General features: G+C 71.3%; 13 protein-coding genes. 9 read left to right on the forward strand and 4 right to left on the reverse strand.

The genetic code is table 11. From position 1 onward, the window contains the following. Window positions 1-88: 88 nt before the first annotated feature. The 4 genes from BpN12_RS06995 to BpN12_RS07010 all read left to right on the forward strand — a co-directional run bounded on the left by BpN12_RS06995 (window position 89) and on the right by BpN12_RS07010 (window position 5828). Complete coding sequence (locus tag BpN12_RS06995; RefSeq protein ID WP_246794549.1) at window positions 89-1270, forward strand: isovaleryl-CoA dehydrogenase; 1182 nt, start codon at window positions 89-91, stop codon at window positions 1268-1270. Between the two features lie 21 nt (window positions 1271-1291). Then, window positions 1292-2899: a carboxyl transferase domain-containing protein gene (locus BpN12_RS07000; protein WP_246794550.1), complete on the forward strand. Its 1608-nt coding sequence runs from the start codon at window positions 1292-1294 to the stop codon at window positions 2897-2899. 10 nt (window positions 2900-2909) lie between these two features. Continuing rightward, window positions 2910-3695 carry an enoyl-CoA hydratase/isomerase family protein gene (locus tag BpN12_RS07005; protein ID WP_246794551.1) on the forward strand — a complete coding sequence of 262 codons (786 nt, stop codon included), beginning with the start codon at window positions 2910-2912 and terminating at the stop codon, window positions 3693-3695. A 105-nt stretch (window positions 3696-3800) separates the two neighbouring features. Beyond that, the gene (locus tag BpN12_RS07010) at window positions 3801-5828 is read left to right on the forward strand and encodes an acetyl/propionyl/methylcrotonyl-CoA carboxylase subunit alpha (RefSeq protein WP_246794552.1); all 2028 of its coding nucleotides are present in this window, start codon (window positions 3801-3803) and stop codon (window positions 5826-5828) included. Between the two features lie 78 nt (window positions 5829-5906). Here BpN12_RS07010 and BpN12_RS07015 read toward each other — a convergent pair whose 3' ends face one another. The 4 genes from BpN12_RS07015 to BpN12_RS07030 form a co-directional block, all read right to left on the reverse strand. After that, complete coding sequence (locus BpN12_RS07015; protein ID WP_280529131.1) at window positions 5907-6338, reverse strand: acyl-CoA thioesterase; 432 nt, start codon at window positions 6336-6338, stop codon at window positions 5907-5909. After that, the gene (locus tag BpN12_RS07020; protein ID WP_246794554.1) at window positions 6331-7059 is read right to left on the reverse strand and encodes a glutathione S-transferase family protein; all 729 of its coding nucleotides are present in this window, start codon (window positions 7057-7059) and stop codon (window positions 6331-6333) included. The genes BpN12_RS07015 and BpN12_RS07020 overlap by 8 nt, the downstream gene beginning before the upstream one ends. 370 nt (window positions 7060-7429) lie before the next feature. Beyond that, window positions 7430-10456: an autotransporter outer membrane beta-barrel domain-containing protein gene (locus BpN12_RS07025; RefSeq protein ID WP_246794555.1), complete on the reverse strand. Its 3027-nt coding sequence runs from the start codon at window positions 10454-10456 to the stop codon at window positions 7430-7432. Between the two features lie 21 nt (window positions 10457-10477). Beyond that, on the reverse strand, window positions 10478-10699 hold the full coding sequence (locus BpN12_RS07030; protein ID WP_246794556.1) for a hypothetical protein: 222 nt from the start codon (window positions 10697-10699) through the stop codon (window positions 10478-10480). 305 nt (window positions 10700-11004) lie between these two features. Between BpN12_RS07030 and BpN12_RS07035 the strand changes: the two genes are divergently transcribed. The 5 genes from BpN12_RS07035 to BpN12_RS07055 all read left to right on the forward strand — a co-directional run bounded on the left by BpN12_RS07035 (window position 11005) and on the right by BpN12_RS07055 (window position 17573). Next, window positions 11005-12312, forward strand: coding sequence for an MASE1 domain-containing protein (locus tag BpN12_RS07035; RefSeq protein ID WP_246794557.1), 1308 nt, complete (start codon window positions 11005-11007; stop codon window positions 12310-12312). Between the two features lie 16 nt (window positions 12313-12328). Beyond that, window positions 12329-13180, forward strand: coding sequence for an alpha/beta hydrolase (locus tag BpN12_RS07040; RefSeq protein WP_246794558.1), 852 nt, complete (start codon window positions 12329-12331; stop codon window positions 13178-13180). A 218-nt stretch (window positions 13181-13398) separates the two neighbouring features. Next, window positions 13399-15687, forward strand: coding sequence for a TonB-dependent siderophore receptor (locus BpN12_RS07045; protein ID WP_246794559.1), 2289 nt, complete (start codon window positions 13399-13401; stop codon window positions 15685-15687). A gap of 33 nt (window positions 15688-15720) precedes the next feature. Beyond that, the gene (gene pnuC, locus BpN12_RS07050; RefSeq protein WP_246794560.1) at window positions 15721-16341 is read left to right on the forward strand and encodes a nicotinamide riboside transporter PnuC; all 621 of its coding nucleotides are present in this window, start codon (window positions 15721-15723) and stop codon (window positions 16339-16341) included. Window positions 16342-16367: 26 nt separating this feature from the next. Further along, window positions 16368-17573: a phosphotransferase enzyme family protein gene (locus BpN12_RS07055; protein ID WP_246794561.1), complete on the forward strand. Its 1206-nt coding sequence runs from the start codon at window positions 16368-16370 to the stop codon at window positions 17571-17573. Window positions 17574-17590: the final 17 nt, after the last annotated feature.

Genomic DNA, 17590 nt, shown 5'->3' on the forward strand with positions numbered 1-17590 from the left:
TCGGCGCCCGGACAATTCTGAGCAAAACTCAGATCGACAGGCAGCACCGGATCGGCCGAACGCACTTTCTGGAATCGGAGGAGGAGACATGAGCAACCTGCCCGGCGTGCAATTCATGCTCGGTGAAGACATCGAGATGCTGCGCGACGCGATCGCCACGTTCGCCGCGAAGGAGATCGCGCCGCGCGCGGCCGAGATCGATCGCACCGACCAGTTCCCGATGGACCTGTGGCGCAAGTTCGGCGAACTCGGCGTGCTCGGCATGACGGTGGGCGAGGAATACGGCGGCGCGAACCTCGGCTACACGGCGCACATGGTGGCGATGGAGGAGATCTCGCGCGCCTCGGCGTCGGTCGGCCTGTCCTATGGCGCGCATTCGAACCTCTGCGTGAACCAGATCAACCGCAACGGCAACGAGGCGCAGAAGCGCCGCTATCTGCCGAAGCTGATCTCGGGCGAGCATGTGGGCGCGCTGGCGATGAGCGAGCCGAACGCGGGCTCGGACGTGGTCAGCATGAAGCTGCGCGCCGACAAGCGCGGCAGCCACTACGTGCTGAACGGCACCAAGATGTGGATCACCAACGGCCCCGATTGCGACACGCTCGTGGTCTACGCGAAGACCGAGCCGGAAGCGGGCGCGCGCGGCATGACGGCGTTCATCGTCGAGAAGGGCATGAAGGGCTTCTCGGTGGCGCAGAAACTCGACAAGCTCGGCATGCGCGGCTCGCACACGGGCGAGCTGGTGTTCCAGGACGTGGAAGTGCCGGAAGAGAACGTGCTGGGCGAGGTGGGCAGCGGCGTGAAGGTGCTGATGAGCGGGCTCGACTACGAGCGCGCGGTGCTGGCGGGCGGCCCGACCGGCATCATGGCGGCCTGCCTCGACGCGGTGGTGCCGTACATCCACGACCGCAAGCAGTTCGGCCAGTCGATCGGCGAGTTCCAGCTGATCCAGGGCAAGGTGGCCGACATGTATACGAACTTCCAGGCCTGCCGCGCCTATCTGTACGCGGTGGGCCGGCATCTGGACGCGGCCGGCAGCCAGCACGTGCGCCAGGCGCGCAAGGACTGCGCGGGCGTGATCCTCTACACGGCCGAGCGCGCCACCTGGATGGCGGGCGAGGCGATCCAGATTCTCGGCGGCAACGGCTACATCAACGAATACCCGGTGGGCCGGCTCTGGCGCGACGCCAAGCTCTACGAGATCGGCGCGGGCACGAGCGAGATCCGCCGCATGCTGATCGGCCGCGAACTGTTCGCCGAGACGGCCTGAGCGCCGCGCGGAGCCGACACGATGCCGATCCTCGAATCGAAACTGAACCCCCGCTCCGACGAATTCCGCGCCAACGCGGCCGCGCTCGACGCGCTGGTGGCGGACCTGCGCGAGAAGGTCGAGCGGCTCGCGCTGGGCGGCGGGCAGGCCGCGCGCGACAAGCACGTGGCGCGCGGCAAGCTGCTGCCGCGCGAGCGCATCGCGCTGCTGCTGGACCCGGGCTCGCCGTTCCTCGAACTCTCGCAACTCGCCGCGTTCGGCATGTACAACGACGACGCGCCGGGCGCCGGCATCATCACCGGCATCGGCCGGATCGCCGGGCGCGAGTGCGTGATCGTCTGCAACGACGCCACCGTGAAGGGCGGCACCTATTACCCGATCACGGTCAAGAAGCACGTGCGCGCGCAGGAGATCGCGGCCGACAACCGGCTGCCGTGCGTCTACCTCGTCGATTCGGGCGGCGCGAACCTGCCGAACCAGGACGAGGTGTTTCCCGATCGCGACCACTTCGGCCGCATCTTCTACAACCAGGCGAACCTGTCGGCGGCCGGCATCGCGCAGATCGCCGTGGTGATGGGTTCCTGCACGGCGGGCGGCGCCTACGTGCCGGCGATGAGCGACGAATCGATCATCGTCAGGGAGCAGGGCACGATTTTCCTGGGCGGCCCGCCGCTGGTGAAGGCGGCCACCGGCGAGGAAGTCAGCGCCGAGGATCTGGGCGGCGGCGACGTCCACACGCGGCTGTCGGGCGTGGTCGACCATCTCGCGCAGAACGACGCGCACGCGCTCGCGATCGCGCGCTCGATCGTCGGCAATCTCGGCGCGAAGGCCGCGCCGCCGCTCGTGCCGGCCGAGCCGCTGCCGCCGCGCTACGACCCGGCCGAGCTGGGCGGCGTGATCCCGGCCGATACGCGCAAGCCGTTCGACGTGCGCGAGGTGATCGCGCGCATCGTCGACGATTCGGCGTTCGACGAATTCAAGGCCCGCTTCGGCACCACGCTCGTCACGGGCTTCGCGCGGATCTGGGGCCATCCGGTCGGGATCGTCGCGAACAACGGCATCCTGTTCTCGGAGTCGGCCGTGAAGGGCGCGCATTTCATCGAGCTGTGCTGCCAGCGCAAGATCCCGCTGGTGTTCCTGCAGAACATCACCGGCTTCATGGTGGGCCGCAAGGTCGAGAACGAGGGCATCGCGCGGCACGGCGCGAAGATGGTCACCGCGGTGGCCACGGCGAAGGTGCCGAAGTTCACGGTGATCATCGGCGGCTCGTTCGGCGCGGGCAACTACGGCATGTGCGGCCGGGCCTACTCGCCGCGCTTCCTCTGGATGTGGCCGAACGCGCGGATCTCGGTGATGGGCGGCGACCAGGCCGCCTCGGTGCTGGCCACGGTGCGCCGCGACGGCATCGAGGCGAAGGGCGGCAGCTGGTCGGCCGACGAGGAGGCCGCGTTCAAGGCGCCGATCCGCGAGCAGTACGAGCGGCAGGGCCATCCGTACTACGCGAGCGCGCGGCTGTGGGACGACGGCGTGATCGAGCCGGCCCGCACCCGCGACGTGCTCGGGCTCGGCCTGGCCGCCGCGATGAACGCGCCGATCGAGGACACGCGCTTCGGCGTGTTCCGGATGTAAGGAGGCAGGCATGCGATACGAGACGATCCGCATCACCGACCAGCAGCGCATCGCCACGGTCACGCTGGCGCGGCCCGAGGTGCGCAACGCGTTCAACGAGACGATGATCGCGGAGCTGACCGCCGGGTTCGGCGAACTCGACGCCCGCGACGACATCCGCGCCGTGGTGCTGGCCGCCGAGGGGCCGGCGTTCTGCGCCGGCGCCGACCTGAACTGGATGCGCCGCATGGCCGGCTATACCGACGACGAGAACCGCGCCGACGCGCGCCGGCTCGCGCGCATGCTGGAGGCCGTCTACCGCTGCGGCAAGCCGGTGATCGCGAGGATCCACGGCGACGCCTACGCGGGCGGCGTCGGCCTGATCGCGGCCTGCGACGTCGCGATCGCCGCCGCGCCGGCGCGCTTCTGCCTGTCGGAGGCGCGGCTCGGGCTGATCCCGGCCACCATCGCGCCCTACGTGGTGCGCGCGCTCGGCGAGCGCGCCTCGCGCCGCTACTTCACCACCGCCGAGGTGTTCGACAGCGCGCGCGCCGCGCAGCTCGGGCTGATCCACGAGGCGGTGCCGGCCGAGACGCTCGACGCCGCGATCGCGCAGCTGGGCGAGACGCTGCGCGCCAACGGCCCGGCCGCGGTGCGCACCGCCAAGCGGCTGGTGGCCGAGGTGGCCGGCCGCGCGCTCGACGACACGTTGATCGAGCAGACCGCCGACTGGATCGCGGCGACGCGCGCCGGCGCCGAGGCGCGCGAGGGCATCGCGGCGTTCCTCGACAAGCGCGCGCCGTCATGGCGCGAATGAGGCCGGCGCGGCGGCAGCCCGCCGGCGCGGCGTGCCCGCGCCCGAACGGCTGCTGATCCGCCGTCGCGACCTTTCCGAACCCCGATTACCGAATCCCGACCGACCATGTTCGACAAGATCCTGATCGCCAATCGCGGCGAAATCGCCTGCCGGGTGGCGGCCACCTGCCGCCGTCTCGGCATCGCGAGCGTCGCCGTCTACTCGGACGCCGACGCGAACGCGAAACACGTCGCCGCCTGCGACGAGGCGGTGCCGATCGGCGGCGCGGCCGCCGCGGACAGCTACCTGCGCGGCGAACGCGTGATCGCGGCCGCGCTGGCCACCGGCGCGCAGGCGATCCATCCCGGCTACGGCTTCCTGTCCGAGAACGAGACGTTCGCCGAGGCCTGCGCGGCCGCCGGCCTGGTGTTCATCGGGCCGCCGGTGCAGGCGATCGCGGCGATGGGTTCGAAGGCGGCCGCCAAGGCGCTGATGCAGCAGGCCGGCGTGCCGCTCGTGCCGGGCTATCACGGCGCCGACCAGGACGCCGCGCTGCTGCACCGCGAGGCCGACGCGATCGGCTATCCGGTGCTGCTGAAGGCGAGCGCGGGCGGCGGCGGCAAGGGCATGCGCGTGGTGGAGCGCTCGGCCGACTTCCCGGCCGCGCTCGCCTCGTGCCAGCGCGAGGCCGCCAGCAGCTTCGGCAACGACCGCGTGCTGATCGAGAAATACCTGCTGCGCCCGCGTCACGTCGAGGTGCAGGTGTTCGGCGACACGCTCGGCAACACCGTCTACCTGTTCGATCGCGACTGCTCGGTGCAGCGGCGCCACCAGAAGGTGCTCGAAGAAGCGCCGGCGCCGGGCCTGCCCGACGCGCAGCGCCGCGCGATGGGCGACGCGGCGGTGGCGGCCGCGCGCGCGGTCAATTACGTCGGCGCCGGTACCGTCGAATTCATCGTGACGGGCGAGCAGTTCTACTTCATGGAGATGAACACGCGGCTGCAGGTCGAGCATCCCGTCACCGAGATGGTGAGCGGGCTCGACCTGGTGGAATGGCAGCTGCGCGCCGCGTCCGGCGAGCCGCTGCCGCTGCGGCAGGACGCGCTGCGCGTGAGCGGCCACGCGATCGAGGCGCGGCTCTACGCCGAGAACCCGGCGCGCGGCTTCCTGCCGTCCACCGGCACGCTCACCCACCTGCGGCTGCCGGACGGCGTGGAGTTCGCGACCGGCGCGGCCGTGCGCGTGGACAGCGGCGTGCGCGAGGGCGATGCGATCACGCCGTTCTACGACCCGATGATCGCCAAGCTGATCGTCCACGGCGCCGATCGCGACGAGGCGCTCAAGCGCATGGCGCGCGCGCTGCGCGATTGCGAGGCGGTGGGGCTCGCGACCAACGCGGCGTTCCTGCAGCGGATCGTCGAGAGCGTGCCGTTCGCGAGCGCCGATCTCGATACCGGCCTGATCGAGCGTCATCACGACACGCTGTTCGCGCCGCGCGCGCTGGCCCCGATGGCGGTCGCGCTGGCCTGCGCGGCGCTGCTGGCGCGCGAGCGGGTGGTGGCGGGCCATGGCGAGATCGGCAGTGTCGTCACGCAGGGCGCCTCGCCGTGGCACGCGCTGCCGGACTGGCGGCTCAACGGCGGTCACACGCGCACGCTGGCCTGGCAGCCGGCCGATCAGGAGGCGGCGGTGACGGTTCGCTACCAGCGCACCGGGCATGGCGAGCAGCTCGCGATCGGCGACGCGGCGCCGGCGCCGTTCACGTGGCGGCGCGGCGCGAACGCGCGCGAGTTCGTCGTGACGCTGGGCGACGAGCGTGCCTCCGGCCGCGTGGTGGCCGAGGGCGACACGTTCCATGTGTTCGCGCAGGGCGCGGCGGACACGCTCGAATGGCTGAACCCGCTCGCGCATGCCGGCGACGCCGAGCACGGCGGCGGGCGGCTCACCGCGCCGATGCCGGGCAAGGTGATCGCCGTGCTGGTCGAACCGGGGCAGGCGGTGGAGGCGGGCGCGCCGCTGATCGTGATGGAGGCGATGAAGATGGAGCACACGATCGGCGCGCCGAGCGCCGGCGTGGTGGCCGAGGTGCTGTATGCGGTCGGCGATCAGGTGGCGGACGGCGCGCAGCTGATCACGCTGGAAGCGGCGGCCTGACGGCGCCGCTTCAGGCGGCGCGCGGGCCGCTGCCGAGGTTCGGGCCGAACTCGTGCCTGCGCCCGCGCCGTCCGCGATCTATTCGCCGGGCGCCGAGCGCTGCAGCGACGCCAGCCTCGCGCGCGCCCGCTCGGACAACGGCTTCGAACGGCGCGTTCCGCTATCGATCTGGACGATGACGGTTTGGGCGAACGCGGCGCATTTGTCGTCCTGGAACAAACACTGTTCGAGCTGGATCGAGGCGCGGCCGATCGAGGCGATGCGCGTCGCGATCTCCACCGTTCCGGGCCAGCGCAGCTCCGCCCGGAACTCGAGCGTCAGGTTCGCGATCACGAACTCGCCATCGGGATCGGCGAGCGGCTCGTCCGTGCGGTAGAGGATTCCGACGCGACCGGTTTCGAGGAACGTCGCAAACACGGCGTTGTTCACGTGCCCTTGCCGGTCGGTATCGGCGTAACGGATCGTGTCGAAGCCGCGGATCGGGAAGTCGTCCGGCGTCGGGCTATTCACCTGGGCTCCGTGCCTGCAGGCCGTGATGAGTGGGCGCGTGTCTCGCGATGCCGCCGAACAGGTCGAACATGCGCTCGCGCCACGCGTGGGCGGGATCGTCCGGGGCGAGCAGATCGAAGTCGGCCACGCAGTGGCCCCACATGAACATGCCGAATACGCAGTAATCGGCGTAGTTCGGCGCGTCGCCGGCCACGAACGGCTGGCGTCTCAGCGTCGCGCGCAGCGGCGTGAGCACGCGCTTGAGGTCGCCCTGGAATTCCGCGCGGCGCGCCCTCAGCGCCTCGAACGTCATGCCGAGCCGCTCCTCGCGCGACGAACGGAAATACGACTGATCCTTGGCGGGCAGCACCGCGTACACGTCCGGGGCGAGCAGGCGGGCGAGCACCGGCAGCAGCGCCGTGTCGGCCCATTGATTGATGAACGCGCAGGCGGCCAGGTCGCCGTTGCGGCCCGCGAGGGACGGCCGCTCAGGAAAGCGTGCCTCCAGGTGCCGGGCGATGCGCCAAGAATCGCTGACGGGCGCGCCGTCGTCGATCAGCACCGGCACGCATTCCTGCCCCGAGAACGCGATGCTCGATTTCTCGGTGAAATGCCATGGCACGGCTTCCGCGCTCAGCTCCTTGTGGGCCAGCGCCATCCGGATCTTCCAGCAATGCGGACTGAAGCGCAGCGCCTGATCGGCGCCGGCCAGTTCGAACAAGATCAATCCCGAACCGCTCATGTTTTCCTCCCGGTCCGGCGCGGCGAATCCGAACGCTGCCCCGAACAAATATCGATGCGACCGTGCCGTTACGGTGGGTGGCGTGTTGATGTCCCCGGCGATGTGGCAGGCGCGGGCCACGACTGGCCGCCCGGGCAGCTGCGCGAACCGGCGCTGCCGCTGCCGTTCGGGCATCGAGAACGCCCCGCACGATATAGTCGCGATCCGCCGGCCGAATGTCCAGCACGCGATCGAGCCGGCTGGTTTCGTCGATGCCGCGCCGTATCGCGCAGCCGATGCGCTCGCGGCATTGCGCCGGCAACGATGGCGAGGCCGCAGGCACGGCCTCGTCGGGCCGGCCGGGCCGCTGCCGGGCGGACCCGCCCGGCCCTCAGAACCGATAGCCGGCCTGCAGGCTGCCTTGCTGCGACGACGCGTGCGAGGTATTGAACACGGTGTCGTAGCTCAGCGAGACGTCGAACTGCTTCATCGGGTGCAGCGTGACGCTGGTGCCGGCCGTCAGGTAGCCGCGCGACTGGCCCGCGCCAGGCGCGACGAACATCGTGCCGTCCTGCGACGTGACGTTGAGCGCGCGGTTCGTGTCGAGCAGTTCGCGTGCGTAGCCGACCCGCAGTTCGGCGTCGATCGGCTTCAGCGCATCACCGAACGCCTTGTCGAACGTCACGCCCACATACGGCTGCAGGCTGTGGACGTTGTCGGTGCCGACGTTCAGGTCCTGCCCGCCCGCGCCGCTTTCCCCGAAGCCGTTCGCGTGGAACGTCGCGTAGCGCAGCCCGGCGCGCGGCGTCACCGTCACGCTGCCGACGTGCAGCGGCAGGCTGGCCTGCGCGCCGGTGCCGACGTCCTGGCCCAGGTGATCGCCGGTGGCCGTGCTGGCGCCGCCGAACGGACGCTTCTGCGCGAGGAAGTCGAGCCCGACGCCGAGCGACGCGGCGAGATTCACCGGCCCGAGCTGGCGCGCGACGTACAGCGCCGCGTGCAGCGCGTCGGTCGTGCCCGAGCTGCCGGTGGCCTGTTCGCTGATGTCGGTGTGGTCGTAGCCGAGCGCGAGGCCCCACAGGTAGTCGCCATGCTGGCGGTCGAGGCCGGCCAGGAAACCATAGCGGTTCGCCTGGAAGCCCGGCGCGCCGTTGCTGCCGCCCACCCTGGTCTGGCCGCCCGAGGCGTTGATCCAGCCATACGGCTGCGCGCCGGTGGCGCGCGAGGCGTGGCCGAGGCGATCGAGCAGCGCCGCGCCGAACGCCTGCGCGCCGAGCATGGCCGAGCTGCCGGCGGCCGTGTAGATGCTGGTCCGGGTCGGCGCGATCACCTGCGGCGAGGTCGGCGAAGTCGAAGCGGCCAGGTCGCTCAGCACGAGATCGACGGTGTTGGCGCCGTAGGCGAGCGCCGCCTGCGTGGTGCCGAGGTTCGACGCGCCGCTGCTCGTCACGGTGTCGAACCTGCCGCTGACGCCGTTGGCGGCGACCAGCGTGTAGGTTTTCGCCGTGTAGGTGCCCGGGTCGTACTGGAGTGCCAGCGTCCCGGCCAGCGCGGCGCTGCCGTTGACCTTCAGCTGCGAGGCCTGGGTCGGGCTGACCTCGATCGCCAGCGCGGCGCCGCTGGCCTGCGTGTAGTTGCCGCCTACCGTGAGCGTGCCGATCGAGCCGCCCGGCATCACGATGCCCTGGTTGATGACGCTGCCCGCCACCGTGCCGTGGCCGCTCAGCATGCCGGCCGTCTCCACCGTCACGTTGCCGCCCAGCACTGCCGAGGGCGTGTCGAGATCGCCGACCTGGAGCCGGCCGCCGCTGATGTCGGTGGTGCCGGTGTACGACGCGCCGTTGCCGTCGAAGGTCTGCAGGCCGGTGCCCTGCACGGCGACCTGGCCGGTGCCGGAGATCGTGCCGGTGAACACGTTGTTGTTGGTGGTGATGACCAGCGACCGGTCGCCGAGCACCAGGCTGCCGTTGCCGGCCAGCCCCTTCACTTGCGCGCCGCCGGTGGTGGCCGAAATGTCGAAGGTGCCGTTGTCGGTCACGCCGCTCGACTGCGCGATACTGCCGGTGCCGGCCAGTGCCAGCGTCGCGCCGCTGTTGATGACGGTGGCGCCGGTGTAGGTGTTGGTGCCGGACAGCGTCAGCGTGCCGCCCTCGGTGCTGCTGGTCACGGTCAGGCCGCCGCTGCCGCCGATCACGCCGCTGAACCGGTCGTGCTGGCCGGCGGTGTCGATCGTGCCGCCGCTGGCGCCGAGCGTGACGGCGCGCGAGCTGGTGACGGCCGCCGTGGTCCGCAGCGTGCCGCCGTTGAAGCTGAGGCCGCCGCTCGCGTCGCCGAGGTTCTGGTCCGAGGCAATCACCAGCGTGCCGCCGTTCAGCGCGGTGCCGCCCGTGTAGGTGTTGGCGCCCGACAGCGTTTCGGTGCCGCCGGCCACGCTCACGCCGCCGCTGCCCGAGATCGTGCCCGAGAACGTGTCGGCCGCGTTCGTCAACGTCAGCGTGTTGCCGCCCAGCGCGACCTGGCCGCTGCCGGTGAGCGACTGGATCGACGCGCCGGTGGTGGTGCCGGAGATGTCGAACGTGCCGTCGTCGATCAGTTGCGAGGACGACGCGATGCTGCCGCCGCCGTCGAGTCCCATCACCGAGCCGGCGTCGATCGTGGTGGCGCCGGTATAGCGCTGCTCCGCCGTGAACACGACCGCGCCGCCGCCCACCGAATCGGTGATGTGGACGCTGCCCGGCGTGGTGGCGCCGGTGTCCTCGAGCACGACGGGCACCACCATGCCGGTGCCGGCCGAATCGAGCGTGAAGCCTTGGCCGATCGGCTGCTCGCCGAGCAGGGCATAGGCCGTCGACTTGGCCGTCATCTGGTCGGTGGCGCCGCGCAGCACCTCGCTCATGGTGAGCGTGTCGGGGCTGTTGTTGCCGGCCGCGAGCGTGCCGGCGACGGTCAGCGCGAACACCGCGCCGGACGGGTCCGTGACGCTTGCGGTGAGCGTGAATTTCGCCTGCGTGCCGGTGTAGGTGACATTCAGCGTCAGCGGGCTGGTCGGGTCGAGCGTATACGCCACCGGCGTGGCGCTGCCGCTGACCGGCATGTACAGCGAGATCGCCAGCGGCGCCTGGGCGAGGCCCGCAATCCCGTTTGGATAGGAGTAGGTCGCGGTGCCGGCCGGCGTCAGCGGTTGCAGGATGCTGCTCAGGCCGCTGATCGAGGAATTGAAGCTGCCGTTGGTCTGGATGCCCTGGAACGACAGGGTGCGGCTGGTCAGCGTATAGGCGCCCAGCGAGCTGCCGTTCGACACATACGAGCCGCGCGTGACGTAATCGAAGGTCTGGTAGGACGAATCGGCGGCCTGGGCGAACGGCGTGAAGAAGGCACAGATCACGGCTGCCGCGAGCGCGGTTTGACTGGAATTCATGGTTCTTTCGACAGGCTGTTTTCAGGAATCCAGCGCGTGGCTCGCGCGCACCCGCGCCGCGTTCGAATCGATGTGCCGCCGCGCGGGCGGGAGCCGCGTCCCGACACGGCAAAGCCGGCCGCAGGCCAGTTGACAGGTTGGCTTCATGGTGTTTCCCCGAGGTATGGTCTTGTCGACGCGCTGCGCGTCGTCGTGGCGATTGTCTGGAGTCATGCCCGGCGAAGCGGGCAGCTCGAACGCCATCGGGGCGCATCATACCGGCGGTGTCGGCGCCGTAGCAAATTGACAGAAATGGCCGTTGCGCGCGCGAGCACCGCGTGTCGGGGCGGCGGCGCCGACCGCTGCGGGTCGGCGTTTCGGAGGCATTGCCTCGCCGCATTCGTCAATCCCGCGCCGATTCGTTCCGCATGCGACGCCGGTTTGCTCGGATCGGGCCGATTTGAACCGGAATTCGCGAAAAAAAGCGCGCGACGCCGGGCAAATCGTGCTCCCGGCGCCGGAAACGCGCGAGAATCCGCCTGTCGTGGCAAGCAGGTGCGGAGGAATCCATGGAAATGTCTCGCCCGAGGTCGGGTGCCGTCGCCGTCGCGCTCTGGGCGGTGCTGTATCTCGCGAGTGGTCAGCTGTCCCATCAACTGAACGGACCGGTCGATCTACCCGGCTACATCTGGCTGCCGGCCGGCGTCACGGTGGGCGCGTTCATGCTGCGCCCGCCCGGCGAATGGCTCGGGCTCGCCGCCACGTTCCTCGTCGCGCAGCTCGCGCTGGCCGTGGTCGAACATGGCAACTATTCCGACACGCTGGCCTACGCGGTGATCGCGATCGGCTCGGCCGCGCTCGCGGTCTGGCTGGTGCGGCGCGTGCGGCTCTCGCTCGAGGGCCTGTACTTCCTGCGCTCGATGATCTCGGCCGCGCTGCTGACGAGCCTGTTCGGCGCGCTCGCGAGCGGGGCCTGGTGCGCGTTCGTGAAGGGCTCCGCGTTCCGCGACGTCGCGTTCGTCTGGGCCGCGTCGGACTTCGTCGGGATCCTGCTGGTCGCGCCCGTGCTGGCGTCGTGGTCGCGCTTTCGCGCGCATCGCTCGGGCGACCACGAGCGCTTCGACGTCGGGCTCGGCATCGTCTCGTTCGCGCTGCTGGTGGCGGGCGCCTGGGCGATCTTCGACAGCGGCGGCGCCGGCGCGCCCGACGGCGCGATCGGCTTCGCCGTCACCTACATCCCGCTGTTCCTGACGGTCGCGGTGACGGTGCTGCTGGGCGGCCGCGCGGGCTCGCTGTCGGTGCTCGTGCTCGCCGTGATCGTGATCCTGCAGACCGCGGCCGGCGACGGGCCGTTCTCGCTGCTCGAGGCCTCGCGCGGGCGCTCGCTGCTGGAGGCGCAGCTCTATCTGGCGGTGGCCTCGCTGCTGGTGCTGACGGTCAGCACGCTGAAGACCGGCAACGAGCGCGTGAACGCGCGTGCCGACACGCTCGCCAGCAACATCGAGCTGGCGCTCGCGAGCGCGGACCAGGTCGCCTACGTGCTCGACCCGGTCACGGAGACGCTCGAATGGAGCGGCGACCTGCAGCGCGCGTTCGGGCCGGGCGCCGAGGCCGCGCAACTCGCGAGCGTGGCGCGCGTGCTCGACCGGCTGGCGCCGCGCGATCGCGATGCGCTGCGCCGCCACTGGCGCGCCGGCGCGGCCGGCGAGCCGGGCGAGTCGGGCGACGCGGTCAGCTTCGGCATCGTGCAGCCGGACGGCGCGATCGTGCGCGTGACCGACCGCGGCGCGCCGCTCGGCTACGCGAACCTGGACGTGACGGTGGTGGCCGGCGTCTGGCAGATCGTGCGCGAGCCCGCCCACGCGGCCGGCGCCTGAGCGGACGGCGCCCGTCATGACCGGCCGCACCGGCGTCCTGCTGATCCACGGGCTCGGCGGGACCGAGTACGATCTCGGCTCGCTGCACAAGGCGATCCGCCGGGCCGGCGGCGACGCGCACATCATCACGCTGCCGGGCCACGGCACGCGGCCCGAGGATCTGGCCAAGGTGCGCGCCGAGGCGTGGCTCGACGCCGTCACGGCGCAGTACCGCGCGCTCGAGGCCGAGTACGACACGCTGCACGTGGCCGGCATGTGCATGGGCGCGCTGGTCGCGCTGCTGCTGTGCCACCGCGTGCAGCATGCGAAGGGGTGCCTCGCGCTGCTGGCCGCGCCGGTCTACATCGACGGCTGGTCCACGCCGTGGTACCGCGCGCTGCGCTACCTGCTGTATCGCGTGCCGGGCGTGACCGAGCGCATGCGCGTGGAGGAGGGCGAGCCGTTCGGCATCAAGAACCCGGTGATCCGCGCGCTCGTGAAGAAGAAGTTCGCGCGCCAGGACAGCTTCCATTACCCGTGGGTGCCGCTCGTGACGATCCGCCAGGTCGACCGGATGCGCGGCTGGGTGCGCGCGGCGGCGCCCGATACGCACTGCCCGACGCTGATCCTGCACGCGCGCGAGGACGAGCTGACGAGCCTGCGTTCGGCGCACTTCCTCGAAGCCGCAATGCCCGATGCGCGCTGCATCGTGCTCGACAACAGTTATCACATGATCTGTGCCGATAATGACCGCGACGCCGTTGCGCGGCACGTGCTCGCGTTCTTCGGCTTCGATCCGGCCCACGCGGTGAGCCCGGCGATGGCGCGCCGGCTGGCGCGCGAGGGCGGCCCGGGCGAGGCGGCGGACGCGCCGGGCGGCACGCCGTAAGCTCGGGCGCCGCTACGGCCCACCTCTGCCCGGCAGCGCCGCGGCGTGAGTGCCCATCGCCCATCCGTATGCCCGCGTTCGTGTTTCGCCCGGCCCGCCAAGCGTTGTCCGCGCGCATCGCTGCGGGCCGCGAGCGGTCGGCGGCACCGCGCCGCTGCGCTATGATCACGCCTTTTGATCGCGCCGCCCCCCGGCGCGAGCGCTTTTCCGACTCTCCGATGACACGACGATTGCCCGCGGCCGCGCTGCGACAACTCCCGCGCACGACCGCGCTGCACCGCCGGCTCCGCCTCGGCCTGACCATGATGGCCGCGCATGCCGCCGCCGCGGCCGCGGCGGCCGAGCCTCCCGCTCCTACCTCGGCAGCCTCCGCAGCTTCGGCGCCGGCGGCCCCCACGGGCCCGGCCGGCGCGGCGCCCGCCACCCGCGCGCTGCCCGTCGTCGACGTCTCCGCCGCCGCCGATTCCGCATGGCACGCGCGCACCGCGTCGGTCACCGGCCGCGACGACACCTCGATCCGCGACACGCCCGCCTCGATCACGGTGGTCAGCGCCGAGCGCATCGCCGACCAGCAGGCCAGGACGCTTGCCGACGTGCTGCGCAACGACGCCTCGATCAACGCCGACTACACGCCGGTCGGCTACTACGGCAACTTCACGATCCGCGGCTTCCCGCTCGATCCGGCCAGCGCGATCCGCCAGGACGGCCTGACGCTGTCGGGCGAGCAGAACGTGCCGCTGGAAAACAAGGAGCGCGTCGAGGTCCTGAAAGGGCTTGCCGCGATCGACAGCGGCGTGCTCTCGCCGGGCGGCGTCGTGAACTTCGTCAGCAAGCGGCCCGAGAACGTGTCGAGCGTGACGGCCGGCGTGGACAGCCGCGGCTCGACCTCGGCCTCGGTCGATCTCGGCCGCCGCTTCGGCCCCGACAACCAGTTCGGGTTCCGCATCAACGCCGCGCGCGAGAACCTCCACTCCTACGTGGACGACGCGAACGGCCACCGCACGTTCGGCTCGATCGCGGCCGACTGGAACATCACGCCGCGCGCGAGCCTGCAGGTGAACGCCGAGTTCCAGAACTGGATCCAGCGCTCGGTGTCGGGCTACCAGCTGCTCGGCGGCACGGCGGTGCCGCCGGCCGCCTCGACCTCGAAGCTGCTCGGCGTGCAGCCGTGGGCCAGGCCGGTGACCACCGACGCGCTGAACCTGAACGCGCGCTTCGACTACGCGTTCAACGACGACTGGCGCCTCTACGTCACGGGCGGCCGCAGCCGCACCATGATCGACGACGACGTGGCGTTCGCCTACGGCTGCGCCTACGTGCCGAGCTGCGGCGCGGGCGGCAGCTCGCCGTTCTTCTTCGCCTCGAACGGCGATTTCGACGTCTACGACTACCGCAGCCCCGGCGAATACCGGCGCAACGACGAGCTGCGCGCGGCGGTGGACGGCAAGTTCCGCACCGGCGTGCTGCGCCACGACGTGCTGTTCGGCATCGGCGCGCTGCACCGCGTGGTGCGGCTGTCGAATTCGGTCTACGACTACGTGGGCAGCGAGAACATCGACGGCCCGGATCTCGCGTTCGATCCGTCGCCGAACCAGCCGAGCCAGTCGTTCCCGCAGCTCGATGCGTGGCAGGTGTCGCTGTTCGGCACCGACCGGATCAGCTTCGGCGAGCACTGGCAGCTGCTGGCCGGCGGGCGCCAGGTGCTGCTGCGCCAGCGCGCCTGGACCAGCCAGGACGGCCCCGCCGATCACACCGACCGCACCAAATTCCTGCCGCAGCTCGCGCTGGTCTACAAGCCGGTCGCGCCGCTGACGTTCTACGGTTCGTACAGTAAGGATCTCTCGCTCGGCGACCAGGCGCCGGTGCGCGCGAGCAACGCCTACGCGTTCCTGCCGCCGCTCGAATCGACCGCCTACGAGATCGGCGCGAAATACGACTGGGCCAATCGCGTGACGCTAACGGCCGCCGCGTTCTCGATCAGCCGGCCGTTCCAGTTCGCCCAGCCCGACGATTCCGACGCCGGCTACACCTTCGTGCAGCGCGGCCGCGAGCGCCATGACGGCATCGAGCTGGGCGCCTCGGGCCGCCTCACCGAGCGGCTGGCGCTGAACGCGAGCCTCGCGGCGATCCGCGCGCGCGCCTACGATTCGGGCTCGCCCGCCTATGAAGGCCATCAGGTGATCAACGTGCCGGCGCTGCGCGCGACGCTGAACGCCGACTACGCGGTGCCGGGGCTGCCCGGCTTCGACCTGCTCGGCGGCATCGAATACAGCGCGAGCCGCAACGCGAACGAGGAGGGCACCGCGCGCGTGCCGGGCTGGATCGTGTTCAACGCCGGCGCGCGCTACACGACGAAGCTCGGCGGCCACCGCGTCACGGCGCGGCTGTGGGTCGACAACCTGTTCAACCGCTATTACTGGCGCGATGCCGGCGAGCAGCAGGGCGACGCCTACCTGTTCCTCGGCGCGCCGCGCACGGCCCGGATCTCGGTCACCTACGACTTCTGATCCGGCCCGCCACGTTCCCGGAGGCTTCGCCCCATGTCACCCCTCGAAATCACCGGCGTGATCGTGAGCGCGCTGGCGATCTGGCTGGCCGCGCGGCGCAGCATGCTGTGCTGGCCGGTCGGGCTCGCCTCGGTCGCGCTCTACGCGTGGATCTTCTTTGATGCGCGGCTGTACTCGGACATGCTGCTGCAGGGCGCGTTCGCGCTGCTGCAGCTGTACGGCTGGTATGGCTGGCTCACGCAGCGGCGCGACCGCGCCGGCGAGCCGGTGGTGCCGGAGCGCGCGGTGGGGCCGCGCCGGCTCGCGCCGGGGCTGGCCGCGGCCGTGGTGCTGAGCGTGCTGCTGGGCGGCGCGATGGCGCGCTGGACCGACGCGTCGCTGCCCTACGTCGACGCCACGCTGACCGCGTTCAGCCTCGTCGCGCAATACTGGACCGCGCGGCGCTATATTGCGTCATGGCAGCTCTGGTGCGTGGTGGATACCGTCTATGTCGGCATGTTCGTGTTCAAGGCGCTGTATCTGACGGCCGGGCTCTACGCGCTGTTCGTCGCGCTCGCCGTGATCGGCTGGCGTGACTGGGCACGCGCGCTGGCCCGTGCGAACGCCTCGGCCGCCTCGGCCGGACCCACGCCGCGGCTCGACGGCGGGCCATGAGCGCACCGTTTTCCGGAGACCCGCTGGTGACGTCCGATTCTGATTCCGATCCCGCTTCCGCTTTCCGTGGCGCGCCCGACCATGACGACGCGGCGCTCGCGCCGCCGCAGTTCACCGTGGACGGCGAGGCGAGCGAGCGCGACTGGCCGCTGATCACGCGCGCCGAGCTGGACCGCGTGCTGGCCGACTATCCGGAGGTGGGCGCGCTCGCCTCGCTGTCGTGGCACAGCCCGCGGCCGTTCTCGGCCGCCGTGCTGGCCACCACCGAGGCCGGCGCGGGCGTGTTCGTGAAGCGCCACCACCGCAGCCTGCGCGAGGTGGCCGGGCTCGAGGAGGAGCACCGTTTCATCGCGCATCTGCGCGGCCACGGCGTGCCGGTGGCCGAGGTGCTGGCCGACACGCACGGCCGCACGGCCAGCACGCACGGCGAGTGGACCTACGAGCTGCATGCCGCCTCGCCCCGCGTGGACACCTATCGCGGCGTGATGTCGTGGAAGCCGTTCTTCCACGCCTCGCACGCGGCCGCGGCCGGGCGCATGCTCGCCACGCTGCATCGCGCGGCGGCCGGCTTCGACGCGCCGGCACGCGAGCTGAAACCGCTCTTGACCAGCTTCCGGGTGCTGTGCTCGCCCGACCTGGGCGGCGCGCTCGACGCCTGGGTGGCCGCCCAGCCGCGCCTGGCGCGCGCGCTCGAGGGGCGTGCCTGGCGTGACGACGTGGAGCGCGTGATCGGGCCGTTCCATCGCGCGCTGGTGCCGTGGCTCGACACGCTCGCGCCGCTCTGGACGCATGGCGACTGGCATGCCTCGAACCTGCTGTGGACCGGCGACGGGGCCGGCGCGCAGGTGGCGACCGTGCTCGACTTCGGGCTGGCCGACCGCAGCTGCGCGGTGCTCGACATCGCCACCGCGATCGAGCGCAACATGGTGGACTGGCTCGCGCCGGCCGGCGCGCGGCGCATCGAATTCGAGCACCTGAGCGCGCTGCTGGACGGCTATGAATCGGTGCTGCCGCTACCCGGGGAGGCGTATCAGGCGCTCGCCGCGCTGCTGCCGATCGCGCATACCGAATTCGCGCTGTCCGAGGTCGAGTATTTCAACGGCATCCTGGCGTCGCCGGTCGGTACCGAGGCGGCCTACGACGGTTATCTGGTCGGCCATGCGCAGTGGTTCGCCGGGGCCGACGGGCAGCGGCTGCTGGATGCGATCCGGGCGCGTCGGCCGCGCGGCTGAGCGATGACAACGCGTTG

The organism is Burkholderia perseverans (assembly GCF_022870505.1).
Classification (GTDB): Bacteria; Pseudomonadota; Gammaproteobacteria; order Burkholderiales; family Burkholderiaceae; genus Burkholderia; species Burkholderia plantarii.